Source organism: Pseudaminobacter salicylatoxidans (assembly GCF_003148475.1).
Taxonomy (GTDB): Bacteria; Pseudomonadota; Alphaproteobacteria; order Rhizobiales; family Rhizobiaceae; genus Pseudaminobacter; species Pseudaminobacter salicylatoxidans.
Genome location: NZ_QGGG01000009.1, coordinates 198615 through 223587, shown reverse-complemented (window position 1 = coordinate 223587; position 24973 = coordinate 198615). Strand labels below are relative to the sequence as shown.

Genomic DNA, 24973 nt, shown 5'->3' with positions numbered 1-24973 from the left:
GGACTGCCGAAGGTCCCATCATCCGAAAAGATCTTCCTCAACCAACACGGACAGATCGAAGGACTGTTCTGACGAATCCGCCGCTACGCGGCGCATTTCTCCCAAGCCAGCGCGCCCTTCAGGCTTGGCACAATGCTGCCAAGCCTTTTTTTCTTCCTACGGGACTCCCCACAGTTCGATCGCTTTGCCATGCACCGCGATCCCGGAAGTCCCAGCTGTGGCCGAAGTCTTCGGAATTTGCCGAAAACTGGATCTCCTCTTCGTCCGAAATTTGTATCGATGACCATACAGCCCCATTCGATTGAATAGGGCTTTGCGCCATGACTGACGGAAACTCTACGCGGCTTCGATCGAGGCCGCTCGCAAGCCGTACTCGAGTGAAGAGTCAGCGATCATACGATACAGGCTATCGGCGAAGCTGGTAAATACCGCGAGATTGTAAACTGGTAGCCCTTCTGTACTGTCAGCGTCGCGCCAGATATTGACCGCAGTATGATCGACGGAGGTGGTGGCCGCAGCGTTTACCGCAAAAACGTCGTCATGCAGATCGAGCGACGTGAACTTGGCCATGGCCTGCGTCGCGCACGAACCGGAAATGCGCAGCAGTGAGCGGCCATCCGACTGATCCGACAACGAAGCAATGCCTGCGAAGGCTTCAGTGATCCGCCCAAATTGGCTGCCGTCGCCATATGGCGCAAAAACCAGAAACTGATCTGGCCCGGACCATATCAGCGTGGCGCCATTGCCGAACGCTGCGCCTGGTGCGGCTGGCGGTTCGACACCGAACAACTTTCTCGCAGCCTTGGCGGTTTCAGCCGTCTTGCCGCGACGGGCCATTACCTGCACCAACAGGATGCTCCGGATCTCTGTCAGCGTTACACCCGTCTGACCGTCGACACCGTGGACGCCGGCCACCAGCGCCTTGTCGAGGGGCGATTGACGTTCCCAAGAAAAATCAGCCACGTTGACGCACTCCCTCCGGATCGTAGAAGACCGGGCTGCAAATCTCAGCTTCGTAATCCTCGTTCCTCAGCGGATCATGGATACGCACCACCTCGCCGTATCTTTCGCGTCCGCGCCTGACCAGTCCAAGGCCCAGCCACTGGTTATGCGTCGGGGAGAAACACACGGAGGTCACGTAACCTTCATCGGTGTCCGGTCCAGGAAGCTCTTCCTTCGGGATCACATGAGCACCGGAACGGAGGCGGCGCTGCACGTCAATCGGCTTGATACCGACGACCACCTGGCGATCTGGCGCGGTCAGCGCCTCACGCCCGGCCATGATACGACCGATAAAGTCCTTCTTCCTGGACATCATCTTGCCGAGACCAAGGTCGTCCGCAGTCGTGGTGCCGTTGAGTTCGGGGCCGGCGACGTGGCCCTTTTCGATGCGCATGACGCTCAACGCCTCTGTGCCATAAGGCGTGACGCTGAAAGGCTTGCCGGCGATCATCAGGTTCTCGGCCATGGCATTCCCGTAGCGTGCCGGCACGGAAATTTCGAAGGCCATTTCGCCGGAGAAGGAGATTCGGAACAGGCGGGCCGTGACGCCACCGCGCAACTTGACCTCACGAGCGCCCATGAATGGGAAGCCTTCGTTGCTGAGGTCTTCGGCTGGGTCGCATAGCGCCTGCAGGAGATCGCGTGTCTTCGGCCCCGCGATGGAGAACTGCGCCCACTGATCGGTGGCCGACGAAAGCTGCACGTCGAGCTCCGGCCACAGCACCTGCCGGCAGAATTCCAGATGCTGCATGACGACGCCGGCCTTTGCAGTCGTCGTCGTCAGGAAATAATGGTCTTCCGCCAGACGCGATGTGGTGCCGTCGTCCATGACTATACCGTCTTCGCGCAGCATCAAACCGTAGCGCGCCTTGCCGATGGCGAGCGAGGAAAAGGCGTTGATGTAGACACGATCAAGGAAAACCCCGGCATCGGCGCCTCGCACGTCGACCTTGCCGAGCGTGGAGACATCGCAAAAGCCAACGCCGTTGCGTACGGCCATGACCTCGCGACTGACCGATTGCAGCCAGTCTTTCTCAGCCGGTTGCGGGTACCACTGCGCTCGCTTCCACAGACCGACGTCGACGAACACCGCACCGCGTGCCGCTGCCCAATGGTGCGACGGGGCGAGCCGCCAAGCATGGAAATTCTCGTCGCGATTGTGACCTGCGAAGGCACCGATCGCGACCGGTGCATAGGGCGGCCGGTAAATGGTGGTACCGGTCTCGGGAATAGAGCGGCCGCTGGCGGCAGCCATAATTGCCAAGCCGTTGATATTTGACGTCTTTCCCTGATCGGTCGCCATGCCAAGCGTTGTGTAGCGCTTCAGGTGCTCGACGCTCTCATAGCCTTCGCGCTGCGCCAGCGTCACATCGGACGCGGTGACGTCGTGCTGGAAGTCGACAAAAGCCTTACCCTTGCCCTTCACCTGCCACAGAGGCGAGATCGCATAGGCCTCCTCTCCCGCTTGTGCCGACGTGCCGGCATTCTTGTGATAGCCACAATCCGCAGCGGCAGCGGCGCCTGCGGCATGACCGTCGCGCAGGCATTCGCCGAGCGAGAACTCACCCTTCGCCGCACCTGCCATCGTCATCCCGGCCGGGCAATCACCTGGAACGAAAGCGGCAATATCTTCATGCCACACCGGCCGACCGCGATGAAAGCACGAGAGCCCAACATTCGGATTCCAACCGCCGGAGACTGCAAGGCAGTCCGCCGAAATTCGTTGGCTGCGACCGTCGTTCCCAATGACCACGATGCCACGAACGCCGTCCACACCGCCCTTGATATCGGACACGACCCCGGACAGCATACGCAGCCCGGAAGCCTTCGCCATCGCCTGATAGGCGGCAGGAATCTGGCCACGCGGGTCCACCACTGCCGCGACTGAGCCCCCGGCATCCTGGATCGCCTCCGCTGTGCGCCAGCCATCATCATTGTTGGTAAAAAGCGCAATCTGCCGGCCCGGCATAGCTGCAAAGCGGTTGACATACGTGCGAACGGCGGAAGCCATCATCACGCCGGGACGGTCGTTACCCGGAAATACAATCGGCCGCTCCAGGGCGCCTGCGGCAACCACGCTGCGCTTGGCGACGATGCGCCACAAACGCTGGCGTACCTGATGCGATCCAGGAACCGGAACATGGTCGTTGACACGCTCCAGCGCAGCATAAGTGCCGCCATCATAGACACCGAACAGAGCCGTGCGCGTCATTATACGAACGTTGCCCATCGCCTCGAGTTCGGCCGAGGTTTCACGAAGCCATTCGCCGGCCAGCATGCCGTCGATTTCGCCCCCGTCACTCAGCAAGCGACCACCAAGGCGCGTGTCCTCTTCCACCAGGATGACACGAGCACCCGTGCGCCCAGCCGCGAGAGCAGCCGACAGACCGGCGGCACCCGATCCGACGACCAGTACGTCGCAATGCGCCCAGACCTTGTCATAATGGTCCGGGTCGGGCTGACCCGCGCTCTTGCCCAGACCAGCGGCGCGGCGGATCAGCGGCTCATAGAGCGTTTCCCAGAACTTTGCCGGCCACATGAAGGTCTTATAATAGAACCCGGCCACGAAAATCGGCGACAGCAGCGAATTGATCGCCATGAAGTCGCGCCGGAGCGAAGGCCAGCTATTCTGGCTGCTCGCCACGAGGCCGTGATAAAGCTCCTGCGTGGTCGCTCGCGTGTTCGGCTCGCGGCGAGCGGCGGAACGCATCTCCACCAATGCGCTCGGTTCCTCGGAACCGGCCGTCATAATGCCGCGCGGGCGATGGTACTTGAACGAACGGGCAACAAGCTTGACGCCGTTTGCGATCAGCGCCGAGGCCAGCGTATCCCCGGCATAACCGGTCATTACCTGACCGTCGAAAGTAAAGCGCAGCGGCGCCTTGCGATCGATCAGGCCGCCAGTACGAAGCCGATGCGACTGCGCATTGCCCACTGCGCGCGGGCCTGCATCTTCTTCCTTCGCGGACGTCCTGCTGAAGGGTTGGGATTCGGTATAACCCGACATGCTCATTCTCCCTGCAGCGTCACCTTGGCCGCCCCCGCTCCAGGGGCAGCCTGCACCGATTTGAATTCGTGGGTGAGCGTGCTGCGCTCAGCTATCAGCCAGGAGCGGCAGCCGCCTCCGTGATACCAATATTCACGCATGGTACCGGCTACGTTGTCGCGCAGATAGACATACTCGTTGAAAGCTTCCTCCAGCACCACAGGATCGGTGCCGTCGTCGATGGTATAATGTGGGCGTTTGGGTGAAGCGTCGCCGAGATAGCTGAATTCGCCGACTTCGCGTTCGCCGCAGTAGGGACAAGCAATGCGCATTGGACCGATCCCGTTTTCAGTGAAGGTTTGGCTGGGCGCCCTGGCCCTTCTCGTCGATCATGGCGCCGCGCCGGAACCGGTCGAGCCGGAAGAGGGCCGCCTCGGGATGCGGCTCGTCGCGCGCCATGAGATGGGCGAAGACGAGCCCTGAGCCGGGCGTTGCCTTGAAGCCGCCATAGCACCAGCCGGCATTGAGATAGAGCCCCTCGACCGGCGTTCTGTCGATGATGGGCGTGCCATCCATCGACATATCCATGATGCCGCCCCACTGACGCAAAAGGCGCACACGACCGAGCATCGGCATGATGGCCATGCCGCCTTCGCAGACGTCCTCCATCACGGGCATGTTTCCGCGCTGGGCGTAGGAATTGTAGCCGTCGAGATCACCGCCGAACACCAGACCGCCCTTATCGGACTGGCTGACGTAGAAGTGACCGGCACCGAAAGTCACCACGCCCGGAATGAGAGGTTTGATCGCCTCCGAGACGAAGGCCTGCAGGACATGACTTTCGATGGGCAGTTTCAATCCAGCCATCGCGGCCACGCGTGAGGTGGAGCCGGCGACAGCCATGCCGACCTTACCAGCGGCGATGTTCCCACGGGTGGTCTCTACGCCGGTGATGCGACCGTTGGTTCGCTGAAAGCCGATGACCTCGCAGTTCTGGATGATATCGACGCCCAGATCGTTGGCGGCGCGCGCATAGCCCCACACCACCGCGTCGTGGCGGGCGGTTCCGCCACGCCTTTGCATGAGGCCACCCATGATGGGAAACCGCGGGTTGGAATAATTGAGGAAGGGCAGTTCCTTGCGGATTTGTTCGGCATCGAGCAGTTCGGCGTCGATGCCGTTGATACGCATGGAATTGCCCCGGCGCGCAAAGGCGTCGCGCTGCGCATCGGAATGGTACAGATTGATGATGCCGCGCTGGCTCACCATCGTGTTGTAGTTGAGGTCCTGCTCCATCCGCTCCCAGAGCTTCATCGACAGCTCGTAGAAACCGACATTGCCGGGAAGCATGTAGTTGGAGCGGATAATGGTGGTGTTGCGCCCGGCATTGCCGGAGCCGATCCACCCCTTCTCCAGCACCGCGACATTGCGGATGCCATATTCCTTGGCGAGAAAATAGGCGGTGGCCAGACCATGGCCGCCACCGCCTATGATAATCACGTCGTAACGGTCCTTCGGCACCGGATCGCGCCAGGCTCTCGTCCAGCCCCGGTGACCGGACATGGCAGCCTTGGCGAGGGAGAAGATCGAGTATTTCATCGTATATGCTCCGGGGATTTGCGGGCGATCCGGTGCGCCGGCTCAGATGTCGAGAGCGTTATCGCGTTCCCACTCGGTGAAGTGCGAGACGTAGGAATTCCACTCTTTCATCTTCATCCTGACGAAGGCATCCACCAGTTCGGAACCGAGCTGCTGCTTGAACTCCTCGCTGCCGTCAAGCAAGCGAAGCGCGTCCAATAGGTTGAGCGGCAGTCGCGGTGCATCCTTGATGGAGTGCCCGTCCTCATACATGTTGATGTCGCTGCGCGTGCCCGGATCCAATTCGTCGCGCAAGCCGGCAAGACCTGCAGCGAGGATGACGGCCTGCATCAGATATGGATTGGCGGCGCCGTCGGGCAGACGCAGTTCGAACCGACCGGGACCAGGCACGCGAACCATGTGGCTGCGGTTGTTACCTGTCCATGTCACCGCATTCGGTGCCCAGGTCGCACCCGAGGCGGTTCGGGGCGCGTTGATGCGCTTGTAGGAATTGACCGTCGGGCAGATGATCGCGGTCATCGCCGGCGCATACTTCATGATGCCGCCGAGGAAGTGCATGCCACGCTTCGACAAACCATCGGGCGCATTGTCGTCGGCGAAGATGTTCGTCGAGCCCGACAGATCCCAGGCGGAGATATGCGCATGGCAACCGTTGCCGGTAAGGCCGGGAAACGGTTTGGGCATGAAAGTGGCCCTCAGACCGTGCCGCTCGGCGATCGTCTTGATCATGAACTTGAAAAACGAATAGCGGTCGGCCGTTAGCAAAACATCATCGAAACGCCAGTTCATCTCGAACTGGCCGTTCGCGTCCTCATGGTCGTTCTGATAGGGCTCCCACCCGAGTTCCGCCATTGCATCGCTGGCTTCCGCGATGATGTCGTAACGACGCATGAGCGCCTGCTGATCATAGCAGGGCTTGGCCAGACGATCATGCTCGTCCGCAACCATCTTGCCGTCGGGCGTGGTCAGGAAGAATTCCGGCTCGACACCTGTCTTGACGCGGATGCCCTGCGCTGCAGCCTCGGCGATCAACCGTTTCAGCGTATTGCGCGGCGCCTGCTCGACGCTTTTACCGTCCATGGCGCAATCCGATGCCAACCATGCGACTTCCGGCTTCCAGGGCAATTGCGTGACCGACGCGGGATCTGGAATGGCCAGCATGTCGGAATTGGCCGGTGTCATGTCCATGCCACCGGCAAAGCCGGCAAAACCGGCTCCTCCCTTCTGCATATCGGCGATGGCACTGGTCGGAACCAGCTTGGCCCGCTGGTAGCCGAGTACATCGGTATAGGTGATCATGAAGAACTTTACGTTCCTCGCCCTCGCGTAAGCTTCAAGATCGATTTGTGCAGCAGCGTCCTGTTTTGCGTAGAAAGTGGTACCCATGAATTGCTCCTCCTCAATCCGGGCTTGTCAAAAAGCGCTTTTGCCAGGCACCCAATCCGTTCCTGCCAGTGGCACACCGGCCATAGCCGCCGCCTCGATCGTCAAGGCGCACAGATCCTCCGGCTCAAGGTTATGCACATGGTTCTTGCCACAGGCGCGGGCGATCGTCTGCGCCTCCAGCGTCATCACCTTAAGGTAGTTGGCAAGCCGACGGCCGGCGGCGACCGGGTCCACCCGCTTCATCAACTCCGGATCCTGCGTGGTGATGCCCGCAGGGTCCTTGCCCTCATGCCAGTCATCATAGGCACCGGCCTTCGTGCCGAGCATCTGATACTCGCTCTCCCAACGAGGATCGTTGTCACCCAACGCGATAAGAGCAGCTGTGCCGATCGAAACGGCGTCAGCGCCGAGCGCCAACGCCTTGGCCACATCCGCGCCGTTGCGGATGCCACCCGACACGATGAGCTGCACCTTGCGATGCATTCCCAAGTCCTGCAGCGCCTTGACCGCCGGACGAATACAGGCCAGCGTCGGCTGGCCGACATGCTCGATGAACACTTCCTGCGTGGCGGCGGTGCCGCCCTGCATACCGTCGAGCACGACCACATCGGCACCAGCCTTCACGGCCAGCGCGGTGTCGTAATACGGGCGGGCACCTCCGACCTTTACATAGATCGGCTTTTCCCAATCGGTGATCTCACGGATCTCCAGGATCTTGATCTCCAGATCGTCCGGGCCGGTCCAGTCAGGATGACGGCAGGCCGAGCGCTGATCGATACCCTTGGGCAGTGTACGCATCTCGGCAACACGATCGGAAATCTTTTGGCCCAGCAGCATACCGCCGCCACCGGGCTTGGCGCCCTGGCCGACCACAACTTCGATGGCATCGGCGCGGCGAAGATCGCGCGGGTTCATTCCATAGCGGGAGGGAAGAACCTGATAGACCAGTTTTTCGGAATGACCGCGTTCTTCTTCGGTCATGCCGCCGTCGCCAGTCGTCGTGGACGTTCCCGAAAGCGTGGCGCCTCGGCCAAGCGCTTCCTTTGCCGGACCGGACAGCGAGCCGAAGCTCATGCCAGCGATCGTGATGGGGATTTTCAACTCGATGGGCTTCTTGGCGAAGCGGGTGCCCAGTACGACAGACGTATCGCAACGCTCACGATAGCCTTCCAGCGCATAGCGCGAGATCGAAGCGCCAAGAAAGAGCAGATCGTCGAAATGCGGGACCTTGCGCTTGGCGCCGGAACCGCGGATGTCATAGATGCCGGTGGCAGCCGCGCGCCGGATTTCCGACATGCTATATTCGTCGAATGTAGCCGATGTGCGCGGAGTGGTCGGTGGATTGTGGTAGGTCATCTCGGTGGCCCTCAATACGCGTCGGCGTTATCGATGTTGAAGTTGTAGAGGGTGCGCGCCGAACCGTAGCGCTTGAATTCCTCCGGTTTCACATCCGCGATGCCGGCGCGGTCCAGCAGATCTTGCACGGTCCCGATATGCTCGGGCCGCATCTCCTTTTCGATGCAGTCGGCGCCCAGGCTCTTGACCTGACCACGCACGAACAGGCGCGCCTCGTAGATGGAATCGCCAAGCGCATCACCGGCATCGCCAAGGATCACCAGATTGCCCGACTGCGCCATAAAGGCCGACATGTGCCCCACATTACCGCGCACGACGATGTCGATGCCCTTCATGGAAATGCCGCATCGCGAAGAGGCGTTGCCCTCGATAACGAGCAGTCCGCCTCGGCCGGTTGCGCCGGCATATTGTGAGGCATCGCCCTTCACGATCACCGTTCCCGACATCATGTTCTCCGCGACGCCCGGACCGGCAGAGCCATGGACAGTGATCGTGCCGCTCTGATTCATGCCGGCGCAGTAGTAACCGACGCTACCGCGCACATCGACAGTGATGGGAGCATCCACCCCGACAGCCAGAGCATGACAACCCTTGGGGTTAAGAACCTCCCAGGCAGAATCGCGCGCGACTTCCCGAGGGTCGTGCAGCGCGCGATTGAGATCGCGCAGCGTAACTTCCGCCAGATCGACGATCCGGGCTTCATCGGCCTGCACGCCGACGGGCACGGTGGCAAGATTGGATGTAGGCATCGTCTCAATGCTCCCAGAAATAGACGGTGGACGGTTCGGGCTCCCACACCCGAGCCTGCTCGATACCCGGCAGGTTGGCCAGAGCGCGATACTCGGACCCGAACGCGACATAGCGGTCAGTCTCGGCCATGACGGCCGGCTTGCAGGCAATCGGGTCGCGCACGACGCCGAAGCCGTTCTTGGTGCCCACTACGAAAGTGAAAAAACCGTCGAGATCGTTCAAGCTTGATTCAAGTGCTTCGCCCAGCCCCATGCCGCCGGCGATCTTGTGCGACAGATAAGCGGCCGCCACTTCAGTGTCGTTCTCCGTCTCGAACGTCATGCCCTCGCGCTTCAGTTCGCGGCGGATATTGTTGTGGTTGGACAGCGAGCCATTGTGCACCAGGCACTGGTCAGGACCGGTCGAGAAGGGATGGGCTCCCATAGTGGTCACAGCCGACTCGGTGGCCATACGGGTATGGCCGATGCCATGCGAGCCAGCCATCTTCGACAGATCGAAGCGCTTGGCCACCTCCCCCGGCAAACCGACCTCCTTGTAAATCTCGATCGATTCTCCGGCACCCATGACGCGCGCATCCGGACGCAACTCGGCGATAGCGGCGCGCGAAGTGTCGACTTTGTCTGCCGGAATCTCGAGCACCGCATGGGTGGACTTGACTGTCATGGCCACAGGCGCGCCGATCTTGCCGGCAACCTCCTGATCGAGATTAGCGAAATCACGCTCCGGCGACGGGGACTGAATGGTAATTTTACCACGGTTCTTCTCAGGCGATCCATAGATCGCGATGCCGGCGCTGTCGGGCCCCCGGTCAGTCAAACAGACCAGCATTTCCGACAGCATCGAGCCCAATTGCGGCTCCAGCGATTTGTCCTTCAGGAACAGCCCAACAATGCCACACATCGTATTCACCTCTTCCTCTAGCCTGCCCAGGCACGGTAGCAAGCTCTGTTTTCAAATTCAACTGTCATGAATTTTTTTTTCATACTAGACAAGTCATCTCCCAACTGCCGGCCTGGTGCTGCAATTGTTTCTACGAACTGGAAAATGCAGGACAGATCAGATGAACCGGGATACCGGCACGCCGATTGACCCGGTAAGGCTCCTGGCTCCACATCATCGAGGCCATTAGCCAGCTTCGTCGGGGGTCGGCGCCCATGACAATCGCCGTACATCCTTGACACGCAGCCTCCCGAAGAATGCTTCTGGAGGGGGTGCGCGTAACGACGATATGACCATCAGCCTCCACGCCGAGTGCCTCCAGCCTGGAGATGGTCCAACCGACATTATCCTCCTGCTCGGCCACCTCACGCTTGCTCGGCCGTAATCCGGGATTGGGAAGGCCGAAGCTGGTCCCCCACAGCCGGGCGACAGTCAGCACACGGACGCTGCCGCCATGGCCGCGCGCGAGGCGCGCAGCCGTCTGGATAGCGTCCTCGCTGAAACGCCGCCCCTCCGAAGCGATCAGAACCTTCGGGGTCTCCTGCGAAACATCGCGCAAGGGCCTTCGCCGGAAAGGATTGCGAAACATCGCCCGTCCTCCTAGTTGCCCATCATGGCCATCTCACTCGGGACCACGCCGTCCCTGCGATCCTCCCATTTCCGATACCAGTAGAGCGGCAGGTACATGAAAGTGGCCGCAACGCCGAGGAAGTAGTAGATCGCCTGTCCGCCGATGTACGAATAGATAATTCCACCAAAAAGCCATACGAAGAAATAAAGAGCAGCCAGAGCAAGCGCGATGTACTTGAAATATTCAGGCAGCCGGAATGGCCGATAGACATTGGGCCGATCTTTGCGAAGCAGGTAATAGCCGATCAGCACAGGAACGAACGAGCCCAGATAGCCCACGTTTGAGAAGGAATAGATCTCGATCGCACCGCCCATGAAGGCGATCAGCAGGCTGGCGCCGACATTGGTCATCATGGCGCGGTCCGGCACATGGTGTTTGTTCAGATGCTGGTAGAAGCGCGGGAACTGACCGTCGAGCGACATCTGATAGAGCGAGCGCGAGCAGCCCATCAGCGAGTTCAGCGCCGACAGCACCAGGGCGATGATGAGCATGATCGCCATCAGCCATTCCATCACGGCACCGGCCACACCGGGGAAGATGTTGCTGGCAAATGTGACAAACATGGTCTTCGGATCGACCAGCGCAGGATCGGAGATGGCGCTGGCACCCAGCACGACCACGAAAGAGATCGGCAGCATCGTGTACACGAACACGCCGTAGCCGCCCTCGAGTGTCATCGCGATCTTGGCGTCACGCCCTGGATGCTTGCACTCGCCGATATAGCAGGCCGCCGCCTCATAGGCGATGACCGTCCACAGAAGCGGAAATGCGTAGGCTATGTACATGATCCAGGCAGGGTACCCACCAACGGGGTCGAAGAACCCGCTGCCGTCGAGATGCGGGAAGCCGCTCAGTTCATTCCAATTTGCGGTCTCGAGATTGAAGATGAAGCCGATAGACAGAAATGTCAGCGGAATCATCGACAGCACCGCCAGGATCGTCGCCATCGAGGTGCCGAAACGGATACCCAGATAGGCGGGGATCGCCAGGATCATCAGGCCCACGGCGGTGATGCCCAACGTCCACCATGGGATGAAGGTACTGACCGGTGTGATGCCGTGCGTGGCGTCGAGCCCCAGCAGGTGGGTGATATAGAACGACGCCAGTATCATGTTCAGCGGAGCCACCGGCATCCAACCGACCCAGTACATCCAGGCGGTGACGCCGTTGACATGCGGCGCCAGTCGCGGCCAGCGCTCCTTGTAAGCCGGATAGGCATAGGATGGCGAGCCGCCCGTGCGCCCTGGCATCATGGCCGACAATTCAGCCAGAAGGAGGCACAATATCACACCCGTCAAAGTGAAGAAGGTGATGAAGGGAATGTAGGAAGCACCGAACACCGTCAGGAATGCAGGCGCAGCACCCGTTACCAGTATGGTACCGGCAAGACCGATGACGAACGCCCCCCACCAGTTCGTCCCGGTCTGAAGATTGCCTTGTTCGTATTCAAGTACGTCTATCGTCGCCGTATCACTCATAGGATGCTCCTCCATTCATCCATGTCCAAAACGGTCGAAAGCACCCGATGGGCGCCACGCGGTCGGCAAACGCAAAGTCAGGTATTTGCTCCATCACTCGAATCTCCTCCATTCGGATTGGAACACCTGGATGTGGAGGCGACCGGCAAACGCCATCGTCGCCCCTAGCAACAGCTAAGAACCTGATAACTCTCCCTCTTTGGTCGGCGATGTCCCCACACCGCTCGACCCCGCCAACGGCGGCCTTTGCTTATGATTATATACTGTCAGGCAAATAAGTTTGATGTGGATGAAATCATCGGCTCTGGCCGTTGTCAACCCGGCTTCCCTAAAGTCACCCCATCCCCCACGAAATACCTGTCCCTCGCGATCGATGGCGAGATAGGCCACGATGGTTTGCCGAGGCATCGACCCGCGCTCAGATGGCCGCCGTCCTGAGTTCCGTGTCGGTTGGTCGCAAACCAGCCGAGACCGGTGACAGTTTAGATCGGCCCCATCTCGGAAGACGCGATCAAGGTTTCTCCCGATGACAGCTGGCGCCCGAACGGAATTCCTATATCCATCACCGGGAAGAAACATCGGTCGAGCGCACCATGGACCATGGATGGATTGTTCCCGGCGAGATCGTCCAGGAGCGCTGCGGCACCGAGACCAGGCGCCTGCAACTTTCCGTCATCTCTTGGTCCCAGCTCAAAAACTCCGCATTTTAAATCATATCAATCGCTTCAACGTCATGGCGAAGTGGAAGCTGTGTGCCGAGCCTTCGCCTGGTTTTCCTATCAGAACCTCTGATGCCCGCTCCATATCCTAACGCTACCTGCCGCGGCCGGTTTCCGTTGCGCCTCAATGCGACGCTACCAGATGTTGTGAAATGCCGACAAAATGTTTACCTTCAGGAAAGTTAATCGATGGGGGGAGCGGGCATGGCAAGGATGAAAAATTCAGAAAAGTTGGCGAAGGAGGACGGGGAACCCACCCGCATCGGCAAAGGGGCGGGCCCGGTGAACCGCGTATCACCTCTCATCCAGGATCCGCATACGGTACGCGATGAGCGGGAGAACGTACTCGAAGTCGCAATCGGCCACGAGGTACGGGCCTTCCGGAAGAAGCTTGGCATTACCGTGGCAGATTTGGCCGCTGCCACCAACATCTCGTTGGGTATGTTGTCCAAGATCGAAAATGGCATCACTTCGCCGTCGCTGACGACCCTGCGGTCGCTTTCGCGCGCACTTGGCACACCGCTCACGTCCTTCTTCCGCCGTTTTGAAGAAGAGCGTAACGCCGTTTTCGTCAAAGCCGGACAGGGTGTCGATGTTGAGCGCCGCGGCACGCGCGCCGGCCACCAATACACATTACTCGGACATGTCGGTTCGAATTCGGCAGGTGTCATGGTCGAGCCTTACCTCATCACCCTGTCTGAAGCGTCCGATGTCTTTCCGACCTTCCAGCATGGCGGCATGGAATTTCTTTACATGCTGGAAGGTGAAGTGGTGTACCGGCACGGCAATGAGCTCTACCGCATGACACCGGGTGACAGCCTTTTCTTCGACGCCGATGCGCCGCACGGGCCAGAGGAACTGACGCGTCTGCCCATCCGTTATCTGTCGATTATCTCCTATCCACAAGCCAGCAACCGCGACTGACGCTACCGGGCAGCTCCAGTCTCAGCCTCTCGGCGCTTTTGCGTTTCTTCCGGGCTTGACCACTTCAACCGTTACGACAACTTCCAGTGACGGCCGGACAAGCCCAATACCTGAACAATCGCCTTGAGCAGGGCCATCGATGTACGGAGCGCCGGATCAACGGCCTGCGCCGCCACGGGTCGTGTGATGGCGCAAGGGAACAGGAACCCCGTTCCGCCACACCAATTCTCAAAGGTCGTTGCTCTGCGGCAGGATAACGAGGTCGCGGATGGTGACATTGCGCGGCCGCGTCAGCATGAACAGCACCGCCTCGGCCACCTCCACCGGCTCGATCAACCCGCCTGCTGCAAGCTCGGCTTCCAGCTTGTCCCTGGGCCAATCGCTGATCAAGGCCGTCACGACCGGGCCGGGCAGTACCGCGCCGACACGGATGGAATGTTTGGCTACCTGCCGGCGCACAGTATGGACGAAGGCCTGCACGGCGTGCTTGGACGCGGTGTAGATCGGCTCCCACACGACCGGGACCACGCCCGCGATCGAACTGGTCACGATGATGTCGCCTGTCTTGCGCCCGACCATATGCGGCAGCACCGCATGCACGCTGCGAAACACGGCGTTTATGTTGAGGGTCAGCATGCGATCCCATGCATCGGGATCGCCGTTCAGGATTTCGCCACCGACATAGGAGCCGGCATTGGCATGGAAGATGTCCAGTTGCCCTGCCGCCTCGAGAATTCCAGGCATCATGGTCGCAACGCTTTGCGGATTGGTGAGATCGACCGCCAGCGGGATGGCGCTCGGGCCGAGGTCCGCGCAGACATCACGCAGTGCCTCTTCGGCACGGTCGACGAGAACGACACGCGCACCCGCATTCAACAGGGATTTCGCGCATTCGAGTCCGATGCCCGATGCCGCGCCGGTGATTGCCGCGACTTTTCCGGCGAGATCCTGAGCCATTAATCTACCTCTTCAAATGCATATGCGTGGAAAGCGTCCCGCACCGGATACGTGGGAAAGCCGGCGCTGGCCCTGGGAAAGGACCCGGCTGTCACATCCGGTGCTCACGCGGCACTTCAGGCCGCAAACAGATGCGACAGTTGCGGATCGAACGCGAACTCGACCGCACTGCCGGCTTCAAACACCTCGTCCTGCGGGATGGCAGCCAAAGCGCGCTCATTCGACATGGTTTCGAAGCTGACGATGGTTTCCGTCCCCAGGCGCTCGACCAGCGAGACATTTCCTTTTACCCGGCTGCCCCCGGTCGCATCGGTGTCGCGCCTCAGATATTGCGGCCGCACGCCGAGTACTGCCCGATCTCCGCTGGAAAAGCCTTTCGCCTCGACTGTTACCGGCGAGACGGTGGGCGATTCCACCGTAACCGACGAACCCGAAACCGCCGTTACCTTCACATTGAGGAAGTTCATTTTCGGCGAGCCGATGAAGCCGGCCACGAATTTGTTCGCCGGCTTCTTGTAAAGTTCGATCGGTGCGCCGATCTGCTGCACCACACCGCCTTCGAGCACCACGATCTTATCGGCCAGCGTCATGGCCTCGACCTGATCGTGCGTGACGTAGATCATCGTCGCACCGAGTTCCTTGTGCAGCTTCGCTATCTCCATGCGCATATCCATGCGCAATGCGGCGTCGAGGTTCGAAAGCGGCTCATCGAACAGGAACACAGCGGGCTTGCGGATGATCGCGCGGCCGATGGCAACGCGCTGCCGTTGCCCGCCGGAAAGCTGGCTCGGCTTGCGGTCGAGCAGGTGCTCCAGCTTGAGGATACGCGCAGCCTCGCGCACGCGCGTGTCTATCTCGGACTTGGGCGTCCTGTTGAGCGTCAGCCCGAAGCTCATATTCTCATAGACCGTCAGATGCGGGTAAAGCGCGTAGGACTGGAACACCATGGCGATGCCACGCGCGCGTGGCTCGATGTCATTGCAGCGCCTGCCGTCGATGAAAAGGTCGCCGCCTGTAATGTCCTCCAGCCCCGCGATCATGCGCAGCAGGGTCGATTTTCCACATCCTGACGGGCCGACGAAGACGACGAACTCGCCATCCGCGATATCGAGATCGACGTTCCTGATGACGTCGGTGGCGCCGAATTTCTTCCGCACACTCGCGAGGCGCAAGCCTGCCATGTCATTCCTCCCCGTTCATGATGCGACGAGTTGATGTTTCCGATTTCTGCAGGGCTTCGAATGCCGCGAAACGCCTGTCGTGCAAGGCGGCGATCTTGCCGCCGGCCGGCTCGAAGCTCTCCCCGACAGAGGACATCGCTTCCATTGCGCCGGAAAGGTTTTCGAACGCACCGGCCGCCGTTGCCCCGAGCATGGCCGCGCCGAGCAGAACGGGATCGGACTGGCGCGAAACCAGAACCGGCACGCCCGTGCAGTCCGCCAGAAGCTGGCGGATCAGCGGATGCCGGCCAGCGCCGCCACTCAGCGCCAGCGTGTCGATGACTGCACCTTGCGCCCGGCTTGCGGAAATGATCTGGCGTAGCCCGTAGCCCAATCCCAGTATCCCCGCGATGTAAAGCGAGACGAGGCTGTCGAGGTCGCGCTCCATGCCCAGGCCGGAAATCACTGCCCGCGCCTCGGGGTCGGCTTTGGGCGACCGGTTGCCGAGAAACTCGGGCACGACCGTCAACTCGTTGGCAAGATATGCCACATCCGATGCATTGGCGGCACGCGAGGCAGCTTCTTCGGCCAGCCATGACGGCAGGGAGAGACCCTGCTCCCCGGCTTTCGACCGCGCCTCGGCGGCGACCGGATGGAAGGAAACGAGCTGGTCTATCGCCGCACCGGCCGCAGATTGCCCGCCTTCGCTCAGCCACAGACCGGGTATCATCGCGGAATAGTAGGGACCCCATACGCCGGGAATGAAAACCGGCTGCGCACTGCTGGCCATCGTGCAGGCCGATGTGCCGAACACATAGGCCATGCGCGTTGTGGCCGAGCCCGCGCCCCCGCGCGCACCGACGGACCCGAGGCCGCCGGCGTGCGCGTCGATCAGCCCGGCCCCTACGGCAATGCCGGCGTTCAGGCCAAGGCCGGCAGCCGCCTCGGAGGTCAGGCCCTGCCCCAGTGCCTGACCAGCCGGCACTATCTCGGTTCCAATCCGCGTGAAGTTATTCTCGGCGAGGTCGCCCAGGCCGACCTGCCGGAAATAGCTCTCGTCCCAGCGCTCTTCGTGGGCGAGGTAAGTCCATTTGCAGGTTACGGTGCATACCGACCGCGCGAGGCTTCCCGTGGCGCGCCAGGTCAGGAAATCGGTAAGGTCAAAGAACTGCCACGTAGCGTCGTAGGTGGCCGGCAGGTTTTCCTTCAGCCACAATAGTTTCGGCGTTTCCATCTCGGGCGAGATCGCACCGCCGACATAGTCGAGCACGCGGTGCTTCGTCTCGTTGATCCTGCATGCCTGATCGGTCGCGCGGTGATCCATCCAGACGATGATGTTGCGCGTGCCGTCGCCGTGGTTGCCGACCGCAAGCGGCACTCCGCCCGGCCCGAGCACGACAAGCGAACAGGTGGCGTCGAAGCCCAGCCCACCGATATCGTCGGCATCCACCCCGGCCGTGGCAACCGCCTCGCGCACGCTCGCGCAAACCGCCTGCCAGATGTCATCGCTGGACTGCTCCACGAAATCGGCGCCGTCCTGAAAGAGCGCGATGTCGCGCCTGGCAGTCGACACCATGTTCCCGTGCAGGTCGAATATGCCGGCACGGGCGCTGCCGGTGCCGACATCGACCCCCACGAAATAGCGAGACGCCATAACCATCTTTCCTGTTTCAGCTCGCGATAGTCCTCGTCGGCCTGCGGCCCGGCAGGCGTGCAGCCCGGCCGCACGCCATCTCAGACGACGACCTTGTGATCCGGAGCTGATGCCCGCGTTCCATCCGGATTACGCAGATAGACACCGCGCTCGAGCTGCTGGCGACGCAGTTCCTGCACATCGATCTCCGCAGGCGCCCTGTTCCCGCGAACGGAGATTTTGGCCGCACGTCCGGCCGCCTCGCCCATGGCCATGCAGGTGGCCATGACGCGGATGGCACCCATGGCTTCATGCGTGGCCGAAATGCTCCTGCCGGCAACCAGAAGATTGCCGACCTTGTTGGGCACAAGCGAACGGTAGGGAATGTCGTAGCAGTCGCCGCACCAGATCAGCGTGCAGCCATCGTCGCCGGGACGGTGGATGTCGATCGGATAGCTCGCTACCGCAACCGCATCATCGAAATGAGTACAGCTCAGCACGTCTTCCTGCGTGAGTACGTATTGCCCCACGATGCGGCGCGTCTCGCGAATGCCGAGGAAAGGCGCGGTCTTGGTAAAGTAGGCCGTTTCGAAACCGGGAACGTAATTGATCAGATAGGTGACGATGTCATCGATCTGGCGTCGCCCCTCGATCTCGCCATTGGTGAGGCTGCGTGCATCGGTGCCGTCGGTGCCCTTCACACGCGTCATGTTGATCCACACCTCGCCCTTCTTCAGGCCGGTGATGATGATGGTGCGCTCATTGGGGATATCGAGTCCGCGTTCCTGCTTGGCCTTGGCCATCAGCTCGCGCAGGCCCACCACGATGAACTGGTGGTTCTGGCCGAAATATTCGGCCGGAATGAAATCGGTCAGGTAGGTACGGGCCTCGCGCGGTGTATTGGCGATGCTCATGCGCAGCTTGTCGGTATCCACGCCGCCCAGGCAGAACATCAGCGTCGGCGGCTGCATGCCGCCATTGCCGTCGCCCTTCTCGGTCGGCACACCGGCCTGGTAGGCGACATCGGCGTCGCCGGTGCAGTCGATCACCACCTTGGCGAGGATCGCACTGCGCCCGCTCTTACTCTCGGTGATGATGCCGCGAATCGTGTCGCTCTCCACGATGGCGCCCGCAAAGAACGTGTAGAAGAGCACATCGACGCCGGCGTCAGTCAGCATTTCCAGCGCGACGGTCTTCACCGCTTCGGGCTCGACCAGCGTTATGCCCATGTGCAGCGGGCACGGCCGGTGTTCGCTGGCGCCGTCGCGCTCATTGCGCAGACGGTCGATGAATTTCTGCGGCAGGCCGTCAATGATCTGGTTGCCCTTCTGACCGAGAAAGCCGAGCACCGGCAGGCCGATCGTCATGTTGCCGCCGACGAAGCTGCGGCTTTCGATCAGGCCGACACGCAACCCGTCCTCCGCTGCCGCGAGTGCTGCCGTCAGACCGGAAGGACCGCCGCCAACGACGAGGACATCATACTCGGCCGAGACCGGGATTTTGCGAGCAGGCTCTTCAATGGAGCGGACCGCGGGTGTGGACATGATCTGTTTTCCTGGTGATGTGTTCGTTTCGGAGTCGCCGGGCAAAGAGCCCGGCGACCAACCCTTTCTCAGGCTGGCATCATCGGCTTGACGCGCTCGATGATCGAGGCGACGGCTTCCTTGACCGGCTTGCGGCCGAGCACTGCGAGTTGCACTTCCTCAAGCAGAGTCGACTGGGCCCGCGCCGCCTCCGGGAAGGGCGGAAACGCGCCGCGCGCATGCGCCAGCACGCCGGCCTCCACCTCCGCAACCGGGTTCTTGGCGACAAAATCCTTTTCGGCATAGGTGGAGACGCGCACAGGCCCGTTGCCGTTGATTGCCATACCAAGGGTGACGCGCTTGCTCGAAACCTCCTTGATGAACTTCCAGGCCAGTTCCTTGTCCTTGGCGTTCCTGGGGATAACCATGCCCCAGGCCTCGACCACCGATGCCATCGGCGTCTTGCCCTTGAGCGCGGCGGAAATGGGGAATTCGATCGCCTTGATCTTGCCCGGGAACTTGCTCTGCTCGGGATTGTTGAGCTGGCCGTTGCGGGCAAAGGGCAGGACGGTGAAGGCCGCGCGGCCCTGCTGCATCCAGGTCACCTGATCGTCGTTCCTGGTGGTCGCGTAGCTGCGCGGCAATGCGCCCGCCTCGAACATTCCCCTCAGCGCATTCAGCCCTTCTTCCATGGCTGCCGGATCGGGAACCAGCTCGAAATTCTGCGTGATGAAATCGCCGCCGAAGGCGCGTGCGAACATGACCGGGAAAACGGCCAGGTCGCTGGCGAGAACCATGCCCACTACCGGCGTGCCGGCATTGGACTTGAACGTCGCCTTCTTCGCCTGTTCCACCAATTCTTCGAGCGTGGTGGGCGGCGCGCTGATGCCCGCCTCCTCCAGGAGCTCCTCATTGTAGAAGAGCCCCTGGGTGGCGTGGCGTACCGGAATGCCGATCAGCTTGCCGTCCACCGTCATGCCCTGCACCAGGCCAGGGGCGATGTCGCCGAAATCCTCGATGCCGTCCTTCTTCAGATAATCGTCCAGTGGCTCGAAAAGCGCGGCAATGTCCGAGGTCGGGCGGTTGTCGATGATGTAGCCCACGCCATAGTCGGTCTCGCTCAGGCTCGCTTCGCGGAACAGGCGATCCTGCAGCGGGTTGGAATCGAAGGTCGTCCAGGAAATCCCGGCATCGTTGGTCGCCTTCCAATCCTTCATCAGGTCGCCGTCATCCGCGCCGAGCACAGTCTGGTGAACCTTGTGGCTCAGCACGTTGAGCGTCTTGCTTGCGGCCCATGAGGGGCGCGTGGCGAACAGCGCCGCCGCACCTGCCGCGGACCCCAGGAATGCGCGTCGATTGATCGTGGCAAATCGCTTGTTGGACATGTTTTCCTCCCTGACAGACATTGGCTTATCCCTTGGTTGCGCCAGCGGTGAGACCGGCAACGAGGTAGCGGTTCATGAAGATGACGAAGAGCAGGACCGGCGCGAGCTGCACGGTCGATGCGGCGAACAGGATTCCCCAATCGACACCGTCGATGGAGCCGAGCATTTCGGAGATTACCAGTGGCGCCGTCTTGGCCCGGGTGGCCGTAAAGATGAAGGCGAACAGGAATTCGTTCCACGCGAAGACGACCACGAACACCGCCACCGCCAGGATGCCCGGCGATGCGAGCGGCACGATCACGCGCCGCAGGATGGTCAGCCGTCCCGCGCCGTCGATCTCGGCCGCCTCATCCAGCTCGCGGGGAATCTGGTCGATGAAGGTGCGCATGAGCACCGTGCCGAGTGACACGAAGAAGGTTGCATAGAGGACCATCAGCACGATGTGCGTGTCGTTGAGCTTCAGCGCGTTGACGATGGGAAACAGCGGCAGCGTGACGACGATTGGCGGGATCAGCCGCACTACGATCAGGGACAGCACGCTGGCGTTGAGAAGACGGCTGCTGTTGCGCGAATAGACATAGCCGGCGCAGGTGCTGGCCACCACCGCAAGTGCCGTCGCCCCGGCGGTAATGACCGTGCTGTTGATCAGCCCCTGGAAGAACACGCCCCACCGGGTCCACAGCTCGGCATAGTGCTGCAAGGTCGGCTCGAAGATGTATTTGGGCGGCACCGCGAAGATGTCCGCACCGGGCTTCAGCGAAGACATGACGATGAAGCCGATCGGCACGAGCGACCACAGCAGGATCACGCAAACGGCGACAGTCTTGCCAATGCCTGTAAGGAGGGTTTTAGCGCGCATTGGCGGCCACCTGCCGGCGGAGAATGAACACATAGCCGGAAGCCAGCAACAGCGATGCCAGCACCATGATCCACGCGGTGGCGGCAGCCGAGCCGAAGGCGTTGTAGCTGAAGGCTTCCTGATAGAGATAAACCGCGACGACCTCGGTCGAGCGTGCCGGTCCGCCCTGGGTCAGCAGCCAGACCTCGGAGAAGATGCGGAACGCGAAGATATAGCGGAACAAAAGCGCCACGATCACCGCCGGTCCGAGGAGTGGCAACGTCACCCGCCTGAAGGCCTGCCACGGCGTGGCGCCATCGATGCGCGCCGCCTCATAGAGATCGGCGGGGATTGCCAGCCGCGCGGCATAGAGGATGATGAAGGTAAACGGCAGATGCAGCCAGATGGTAAGCAGTGCGATCAGGATCATCGCGTGTGACGGCTCGAACGACCAGTCCAGCGTCGGCAATCCGAGCGATAGCAGCGCCTGCGTCACCGGACCGACATCCGGATCGAACAGAAAGCGCCACATCACCACCGCGATCACCTCGCTCACCGCATAGGGCGCCAGCACCGCCACCAGCAAAACGCGCCGGAACGGCAGGCCGCTGGCAAAGAGCAGCGCCATTCCAAGCCCGATCACCAGTTCGACATGGACGGCCACCACCACCAGCACCACCGTGTTCCAGAGAGCGCTTCGGAAGGCCGGGTCCGAGATCGTGTCTATATAGTTGCGCAGCCCGACGAAGGTCGGCTCCTGTCCAAAGCTGGAGGCATTGAGGCTCAGCCAGACCACATAGATCGACGGCAGCACGATCACGCTCAGGATCAGGATATGAACCGGCGCGAGCAGGGGCACGAGGCTGGTGATGCTTCTGGAACGCAAATTGATCCTCCCGGCCTTTACGACCGTCCCGCTTGCTATTGTGCCGCCTTGAGTATTTCGGCCGATGGCGCACGCTGCGGCTCCTCCGGCCCTTGCCCGATGACGGCTCGGACGGAATCGCGCACTTGCAGGCTGGTCTTGAGCACTGTCGGGCAAGCCGGCGACCTGTCGCCCGACATGCGCCTGCTGAGCCGCTCCCAGATGACGCCGGCCATCTCCTCAATCGGCTGGCGAATGGCGGTAAGCCCCGTCTTGCGCGCGCTCATCCACGGATAGTCGTCGAAGCCTATAACGGATACGGGATCGGGAATGTCGATCTGGCGCCTAGCCAGCGCCGAAAGCGCGCTCAAGGTCGTGACGTTGGTAAGCCCGATGACCGCGCAAGGGCGTTCATTGCGTTCAAGCCAGCCGGAAAAGATCTCGGCCCCGCGCTCGCCATTGGAGGTAAGCTCCAGGACAACAGGTGCAGCGCCAATGGTTTTGTGCAACATCTCGCTGACACCGCGAACACGTTCGCGGATGGGGGAAATCTCCAGGCTCGAAGCGGCCAGAACGATTTCGCGATGACCGAGCTCCATGAGATGCCGCGCGGCGATCTCGCCGGCTTCGCGATTGTCGATGGCCACGGTATCGACGAAAGACCCTTCCGGCGCAACACGGTCGGCGAACACCATCGGCAAGCGGTCGGCTTCACTGCGCAACAGGGCCGGCGCGACATCGGAACACGGCACAGCGATCAGGCCGGACGGACGCCAGCCCAGCAGCGCCCGCAGGCGTGACTGCTCGAGCTCCACATCATCGCGCGAGCTGGCGACGATGACATCATAACCGTCCTTCATCGCCATGACCTCGATGCGCGAAACCAGCGAGGTGAAGAAGACGTCGTCCAGATCCGGGACGAGCACACCGACGACGCGTGCCTGACCGGAGCGGAGCTGCGAAGCGGCGCGGTCGAGCTGGTAGGAAAGCTCGCGCGCGGCCTTCTCGACGCGTTCGCGCAACTCCTGATTCACCGGCTTGGTGCCGCTGAAGACGTTAGAGACCGTGGCGATGGAAACACCCGCCCTGGCTGCAACGTCCTTGATTGTCACTCGCTTGCGGTCCACGATATCACATCTGTTAAACGTTTTACTGTAAAACGTTTAACACCACTTTCATCGCCTCGTCAAGCACCCGGCAAGGGCCGCCGTCGCTGCTGATTATCTCTGGTGTCTGGATTCTAAATTCAGCTCAAAAAAGCACACACCGGATCGGACTGCGGGTGCGGACCTTCCGACCGAAAGCGTGTACGTGGGTAACGGACCGCCAAAGACCTTCCCTTCGACATCCGATTTGTCACAGGACGTCTGAAAGAGATTCCGATTCCATCGCGGATACGCTAGTCGAAGCAGGCTGGAGTCGGTTGCTTCGATCCGCCGCCCTCCTGGCGGATCGGTGTCGCAGCCATATCCGTTGGAGGCAACATGTCTGGCACCCTCGAACCCCTCACCGGCATCGTCACGACCGATCTGGCCGCCGTCACGCGCGGGCGCTTCGTCGCGACGACTGATGTCGAAGGTACCGCGGCGACTGGCGTGGGCTGGATCCAGTCGAACCTCTCGCTGACTGCGTTCGGCAGGCTTTCCACCCCCAATATCTGGAAGTCATCCGGTGATCTGCGCCTGATCCCCGATTTCGGTGCACGCTTTCTGACCCATGCCACCGGCGGCGACATTCCGTTCGACATGGTGATCGGCGACCTTGTGGAGATCGACGGCAGCCCATGGGCAGCCTGTCCGCGCCACGCGCTGCGGCAAGCCGCGGCCGCGTTGGAAGCCGAGGCCGGTCTGAGGCTGAGAGTATCTTTCGAGCAGGAGTTCTACCTGCTGAGAGCTGAAGAGGAGCACGATCACCCCCTGGCTTTTTCAGCCCTGCGGCGCTCCGGCACGTTCGCCCCACAGCTGGTGGCCGGGCTGCGCGAGGCCGGATTGCGGCCGGAAACCATTCTGGCCGAACTCGGCCCCGGACAGTTGGAGATCAGCATTGCCCCCTCGGCTCCGGTTGCCGCTGCCGATCAGGCCGTTGCGGTGCGCGAGATCGTCCGGGAGCTGGCGCACAATCTGGGCCAGCGGGCCAGTTTCGCACCAAAACCCTACGCAGGCCATTCGGGTAGCGGAGTGCACATTCATTTCAGCCTGACGGATTGCGAAGGACATGCGCGAACCTATGACACCGACGGGCCAGCAAGGCTGTCACCGGAAGCCGCGCACTTCTGCGCCGGCGTCCTGCGTCACCTGCCGGCGCTCACCGCCTTCACCGCTTCCAGCCCCGCCTCTTATGAGCGGCTGAAGCCATATAGCTGGAGCGCGTCCTATACATGGCTTGCCGATCAGGACCGCGAGGCAACGCTGCGCGTCTGCCCGGTCCTCGCAATGTCGAAGCGCGCGCCAGCCGATCAACTCAACATCGAGTTCCGAGCCGCGGATGCTACCGCCAATCCTTATCTGGCGCTGGCTACCCTCATCCGCGCCGGGTTGGAAGGGTTGCGCAACGACTACAAACTACCGCCGCTGGCCTCGACCAATCCGGAAGAGCTTTCGGAGACGGAGCGTCAATATCATGGGCTGGAGCGCCTGCCGGCGAGCCTGTCACAGGCGCTTACGCATTTGGAGGCCGATGCTGCTGCAAGGAAATGGTTCCCACGCCCGCTCCTCGACACGTTCCTTGCGGTGAAGCGCACGGAAGCGGAAATCGGCGAAAGCCTTGACGAAGATGGCCTGCGCGAGACCTATCGCACACTTTACTGAACGAACACCCGCCCCGTTTCTGGGGCAGGCGTTGA

The 24973-nt window shown here is 61.4% G+C and carries 20 protein-coding genes; 2 read left to right on the top strand and 18 right to left on the bottom strand.

The genetic code is table 11. The features are described from left to right. Positions 1-336: 336 nt before the first annotated feature. The 10 genes from C7441_RS14235 to C7441_RS14190 form a co-directional block, all read right to left on the bottom strand. The gene (locus C7441_RS14235) at positions 337-963 is read right to left on the bottom strand and encodes a sarcosine oxidase subunit gamma (RefSeq protein WP_109613436.1); all 627 of its coding nucleotides are present in this window, start codon (positions 961-963) and stop codon (positions 337-339) included. Beyond that, positions 956-4015 (bottom strand): sarcosine oxidase subunit alpha family protein, encoded by a 3060-nt coding sequence (locus C7441_RS14230; protein ID WP_425326589.1) that lies wholly within the window; start codon positions 4013-4015, stop codon positions 956-958. Before C7441_RS14230 ends, C7441_RS14235 begins: the two co-directional genes overlap by 8 nt. After that, positions 4012-4320, bottom strand: a complete 309-nt coding sequence (locus C7441_RS14225) for a sarcosine oxidase subunit delta (protein WP_109613435.1) — start codon at positions 4318-4320, stop codon at positions 4012-4014. The genes C7441_RS14230 and C7441_RS14225 overlap by 4 nt, the downstream gene beginning before the upstream one ends. 16 nt (positions 4321-4336) lie before the next feature. Next, positions 4337-5587 carry a sarcosine oxidase subunit beta family protein gene (locus C7441_RS14220; RefSeq protein ID WP_109613434.1) on the bottom strand — a complete coding sequence of 417 codons (1251 nt, stop codon included), beginning with the start codon at positions 5585-5587 and terminating at the stop codon, positions 4337-4339. A gap of 42 nt (positions 5588-5629) precedes the next feature. Continuing rightward, positions 5630-6973 (bottom strand): type III glutamate--ammonia ligase, encoded by a 1344-nt coding sequence (glnT, locus tag C7441_RS14215; RefSeq protein ID WP_109613433.1) that lies wholly within the window; start codon positions 6971-6973, stop codon positions 5630-5632. Positions 6974-7000: 27 nt separating this feature from the next. Beyond that, complete coding sequence (locus C7441_RS14210) at positions 7001-8329, bottom strand: FMN-binding glutamate synthase family protein (RefSeq protein ID WP_109613432.1); 1329 nt, start codon at positions 8327-8329, stop codon at positions 7001-7003. A gap of 11 nt (positions 8330-8340) precedes the next feature. Then, positions 8341-9078, bottom strand: coding sequence for a GltB/FmdC/FwdC-like GXGXG domain-containing protein (locus C7441_RS14205; RefSeq protein WP_109613431.1), 738 nt, complete (start codon positions 9076-9078; stop codon positions 8341-8343). Between the two features lie 4 nt (positions 9079-9082). Further along, positions 9083-9979: a class II glutamine amidotransferase gene (locus tag C7441_RS14200; protein WP_109613447.1), complete on the bottom strand. Its 897-nt coding sequence runs from the start codon at positions 9977-9979 to the stop codon at positions 9083-9085. Between the two features lie 130 nt (positions 9980-10109). Further along, on the bottom strand, positions 10110-10607 hold the full coding sequence (locus tag C7441_RS14195) for a universal stress protein (protein ID WP_109613430.1): 498 nt from the start codon (positions 10605-10607) through the stop codon (positions 10110-10112). Positions 10608-10618: 11 nt separating this feature from the next. Next, positions 10619-12127 carry an APC family permease gene (locus C7441_RS14190; RefSeq protein WP_109613446.1) on the bottom strand — a complete coding sequence of 503 codons (1509 nt, stop codon included), beginning with the start codon at positions 12125-12127 and terminating at the stop codon, positions 10619-10621. Between the two features lie 923 nt (positions 12128-13050). Between C7441_RS14190 and C7441_RS14185 the strand changes: the two genes are divergently transcribed. Further along, positions 13051-13770 (top strand): helix-turn-helix domain-containing protein, encoded by a 720-nt coding sequence (locus C7441_RS14185; protein ID WP_244916155.1) that lies wholly within the window; start codon positions 13051-13053, stop codon positions 13768-13770. A gap of 228 nt (positions 13771-13998) precedes the next feature. Here C7441_RS14185 and C7441_RS14180 read toward each other — a convergent pair whose 3' ends face one another. The 8 genes from C7441_RS14180 to C7441_RS14145 all read right to left on the bottom strand — a co-directional run bounded on the left by C7441_RS14180 (position 13999) and on the right by C7441_RS14145 (position 23243). Beyond that, positions 13999-14727 (bottom strand): SDR family oxidoreductase, encoded by a 729-nt coding sequence (locus C7441_RS14180; protein WP_109613428.1) that lies wholly within the window; start codon positions 14725-14727, stop codon positions 13999-14001. Between the two features lie 116 nt (positions 14728-14843). Then, on the bottom strand, positions 14844-15908 hold the full coding sequence (locus C7441_RS14175; RefSeq protein ID WP_109613427.1) for an ABC transporter ATP-binding protein: 1065 nt from the start codon (positions 15906-15908) through the stop codon (positions 14844-14846). 1 nt (position 15909) lies between these two features. After that, positions 15910-17541: an FGGY-family carbohydrate kinase gene (locus tag C7441_RS14170; protein ID WP_109613426.1), complete on the bottom strand. Its 1632-nt coding sequence runs from the start codon at positions 17539-17541 to the stop codon at positions 15910-15912. An 80-nt stretch (positions 17542-17621) separates the two neighbouring features. Next, positions 17622-19064, bottom strand: a complete 1443-nt coding sequence (locus C7441_RS14165; RefSeq protein ID WP_109613425.1) for an FAD-dependent oxidoreductase — start codon at positions 19062-19064, stop codon at positions 17622-17624. A gap of 68 nt (positions 19065-19132) precedes the next feature. Next, positions 19133-20428 (bottom strand): ABC transporter substrate-binding protein, encoded by a 1296-nt coding sequence (locus C7441_RS14160; protein WP_109613424.1) that lies wholly within the window; start codon positions 20426-20428, stop codon positions 19133-19135. A 25-nt stretch (positions 20429-20453) separates the two neighbouring features. Beyond that, on the bottom strand, positions 20454-21287 hold the full coding sequence (locus tag C7441_RS14155) for a carbohydrate ABC transporter permease (RefSeq protein ID WP_109613423.1): 834 nt from the start codon (positions 21285-21287) through the stop codon (positions 20454-20456). Further along, on the bottom strand, positions 21277-22152 hold the full coding sequence (locus C7441_RS14150) for a carbohydrate ABC transporter permease (protein WP_109613422.1): 876 nt from the start codon (positions 22150-22152) through the stop codon (positions 21277-21279). Before C7441_RS14150 ends, C7441_RS14155 begins: the two co-directional genes overlap by 11 nt. A 35-nt stretch (positions 22153-22187) precedes the next feature. Then, positions 22188-23243 carry a LacI family DNA-binding transcriptional regulator gene (locus C7441_RS14145; protein WP_146201472.1) on the bottom strand — a complete coding sequence of 352 codons (1056 nt, stop codon included), beginning with the start codon at positions 23241-23243 and terminating at the stop codon, positions 22188-22190. Between the two features lie 372 nt (positions 23244-23615). Between C7441_RS14145 and C7441_RS14140 the strand changes: the two genes are divergently transcribed. Next, a complete protein-coding gene (locus C7441_RS14140; protein WP_109613420.1) occupies positions 23616-24938 on the top strand; it encodes a type I glutamate--ammonia ligase in 1323 nt (440 codons plus the stop codon). Positions 24939-24973 lie beyond the last annotated feature (35 nt).

What these genes read in the sequence shown, in the direction of transcription:
- C7441_RS14165 (WP_109613425.1), bottom strand. Translation starts at nt 19,064, where the DNA reads ATGTCCACACCCGCGGTCCGCTCCATTGAAGAGCCTGCTCGCAAAATC.
- C7441_RS14160 (WP_109613424.1), bottom strand. Translation starts at nt 20,428, where the DNA reads ATGTCCAACAAGCGATTTGCCACGATCAATCGACGCGCATTCCTGGGG.
- C7441_RS14205 (WP_109613431.1), bottom strand. Translation starts at nt 9,078, where the DNA reads ATGCCTACATCCAATCTTGCCACCGTGCCCGTCGGCGTGCAGGCCGAT.
- C7441_RS14140 (WP_109613420.1), top strand. Translation starts at nt 23,616, where the DNA reads ATGTCTGGCACCCTCGAACCCCTCACCGGCATCGTCACGACCGATCTG.
- C7441_RS14210 (WP_109613432.1), bottom strand. Translation starts at nt 8,329, where the DNA reads ATGACCTACCACAATCCACCGACCACTCCGCGCACATCGGCTACATTC.
- C7441_RS14175 (WP_109613427.1), bottom strand. Translation starts at nt 15,908, where the DNA reads ATGGCAGGCTTGCGCCTCGCGAGTGTGCGGAAGAAATTCGGCGCCACC.
- C7441_RS14180 (WP_109613428.1), bottom strand. Translation starts at nt 14,727, where the DNA reads ATGGCTCAGGATCTCGCCGGAAAAGTCGCGGCAATCACCGGCGCGGCA.
- glnT (WP_109613433.1), bottom strand. Translation starts at nt 6,973, where the DNA reads ATGGGTACCACTTTCTACGCAAAACAGGACGCTGCTGCACAAATCGAT.
- C7441_RS14225 (WP_109613435.1), bottom strand. Translation starts at nt 4,320, where the DNA reads ATGCGCATTGCTTGTCCCTACTGCGGCGAACGCGAAGTCGGCGAATTC.
- C7441_RS14195 (WP_109613430.1), bottom strand. Translation starts at nt 10,607, where the DNA reads ATGTTTCGCAATCCTTTCCGGCGAAGGCCCTTGCGCGATGTTTCGCAG.
- C7441_RS14155 (WP_109613423.1), bottom strand. Translation starts at nt 21,287, where the DNA reads ATGCGCGCTAAAACCCTCCTTACAGGCATTGGCAAGACTGTCGCCGTT.
- C7441_RS14185 (WP_244916155.1), top strand. Translation starts at nt 13,051, where the DNA reads ATGGCAAGGATGAAAAATTCAGAAAAGTTGGCGAAGGAGGACGGGGAA.
- C7441_RS14190 (WP_109613446.1), bottom strand. Translation starts at nt 12,127, where the DNA reads ATGAGTGATACGGCGACGATAGACGTACTTGAATACGAACAAGGCAAT.
- C7441_RS14230 (WP_425326589.1), bottom strand. Translation starts at nt 4,015, where the DNA reads ATGAGCATGTCGGGTTATACCGAATCCCAACCCTTCAGCAGGACGTCC.
- C7441_RS14200 (WP_109613447.1), bottom strand. Translation starts at nt 9,979, where the DNA reads ATGTGTGGCATTGTTGGGCTGTTCCTGAAGGACAAATCGCTGGAGCCG.
- C7441_RS14170 (WP_109613426.1), bottom strand. Translation starts at nt 17,541, where the DNA reads ATGGCGTCTCGCTATTTCGTGGGGGTCGATGTCGGCACCGGCAGCGCC.
- C7441_RS14220 (WP_109613434.1), bottom strand. Translation starts at nt 5,587, where the DNA reads ATGAAATACTCGATCTTCTCCCTCGCCAAGGCTGCCATGTCCGGTCAC.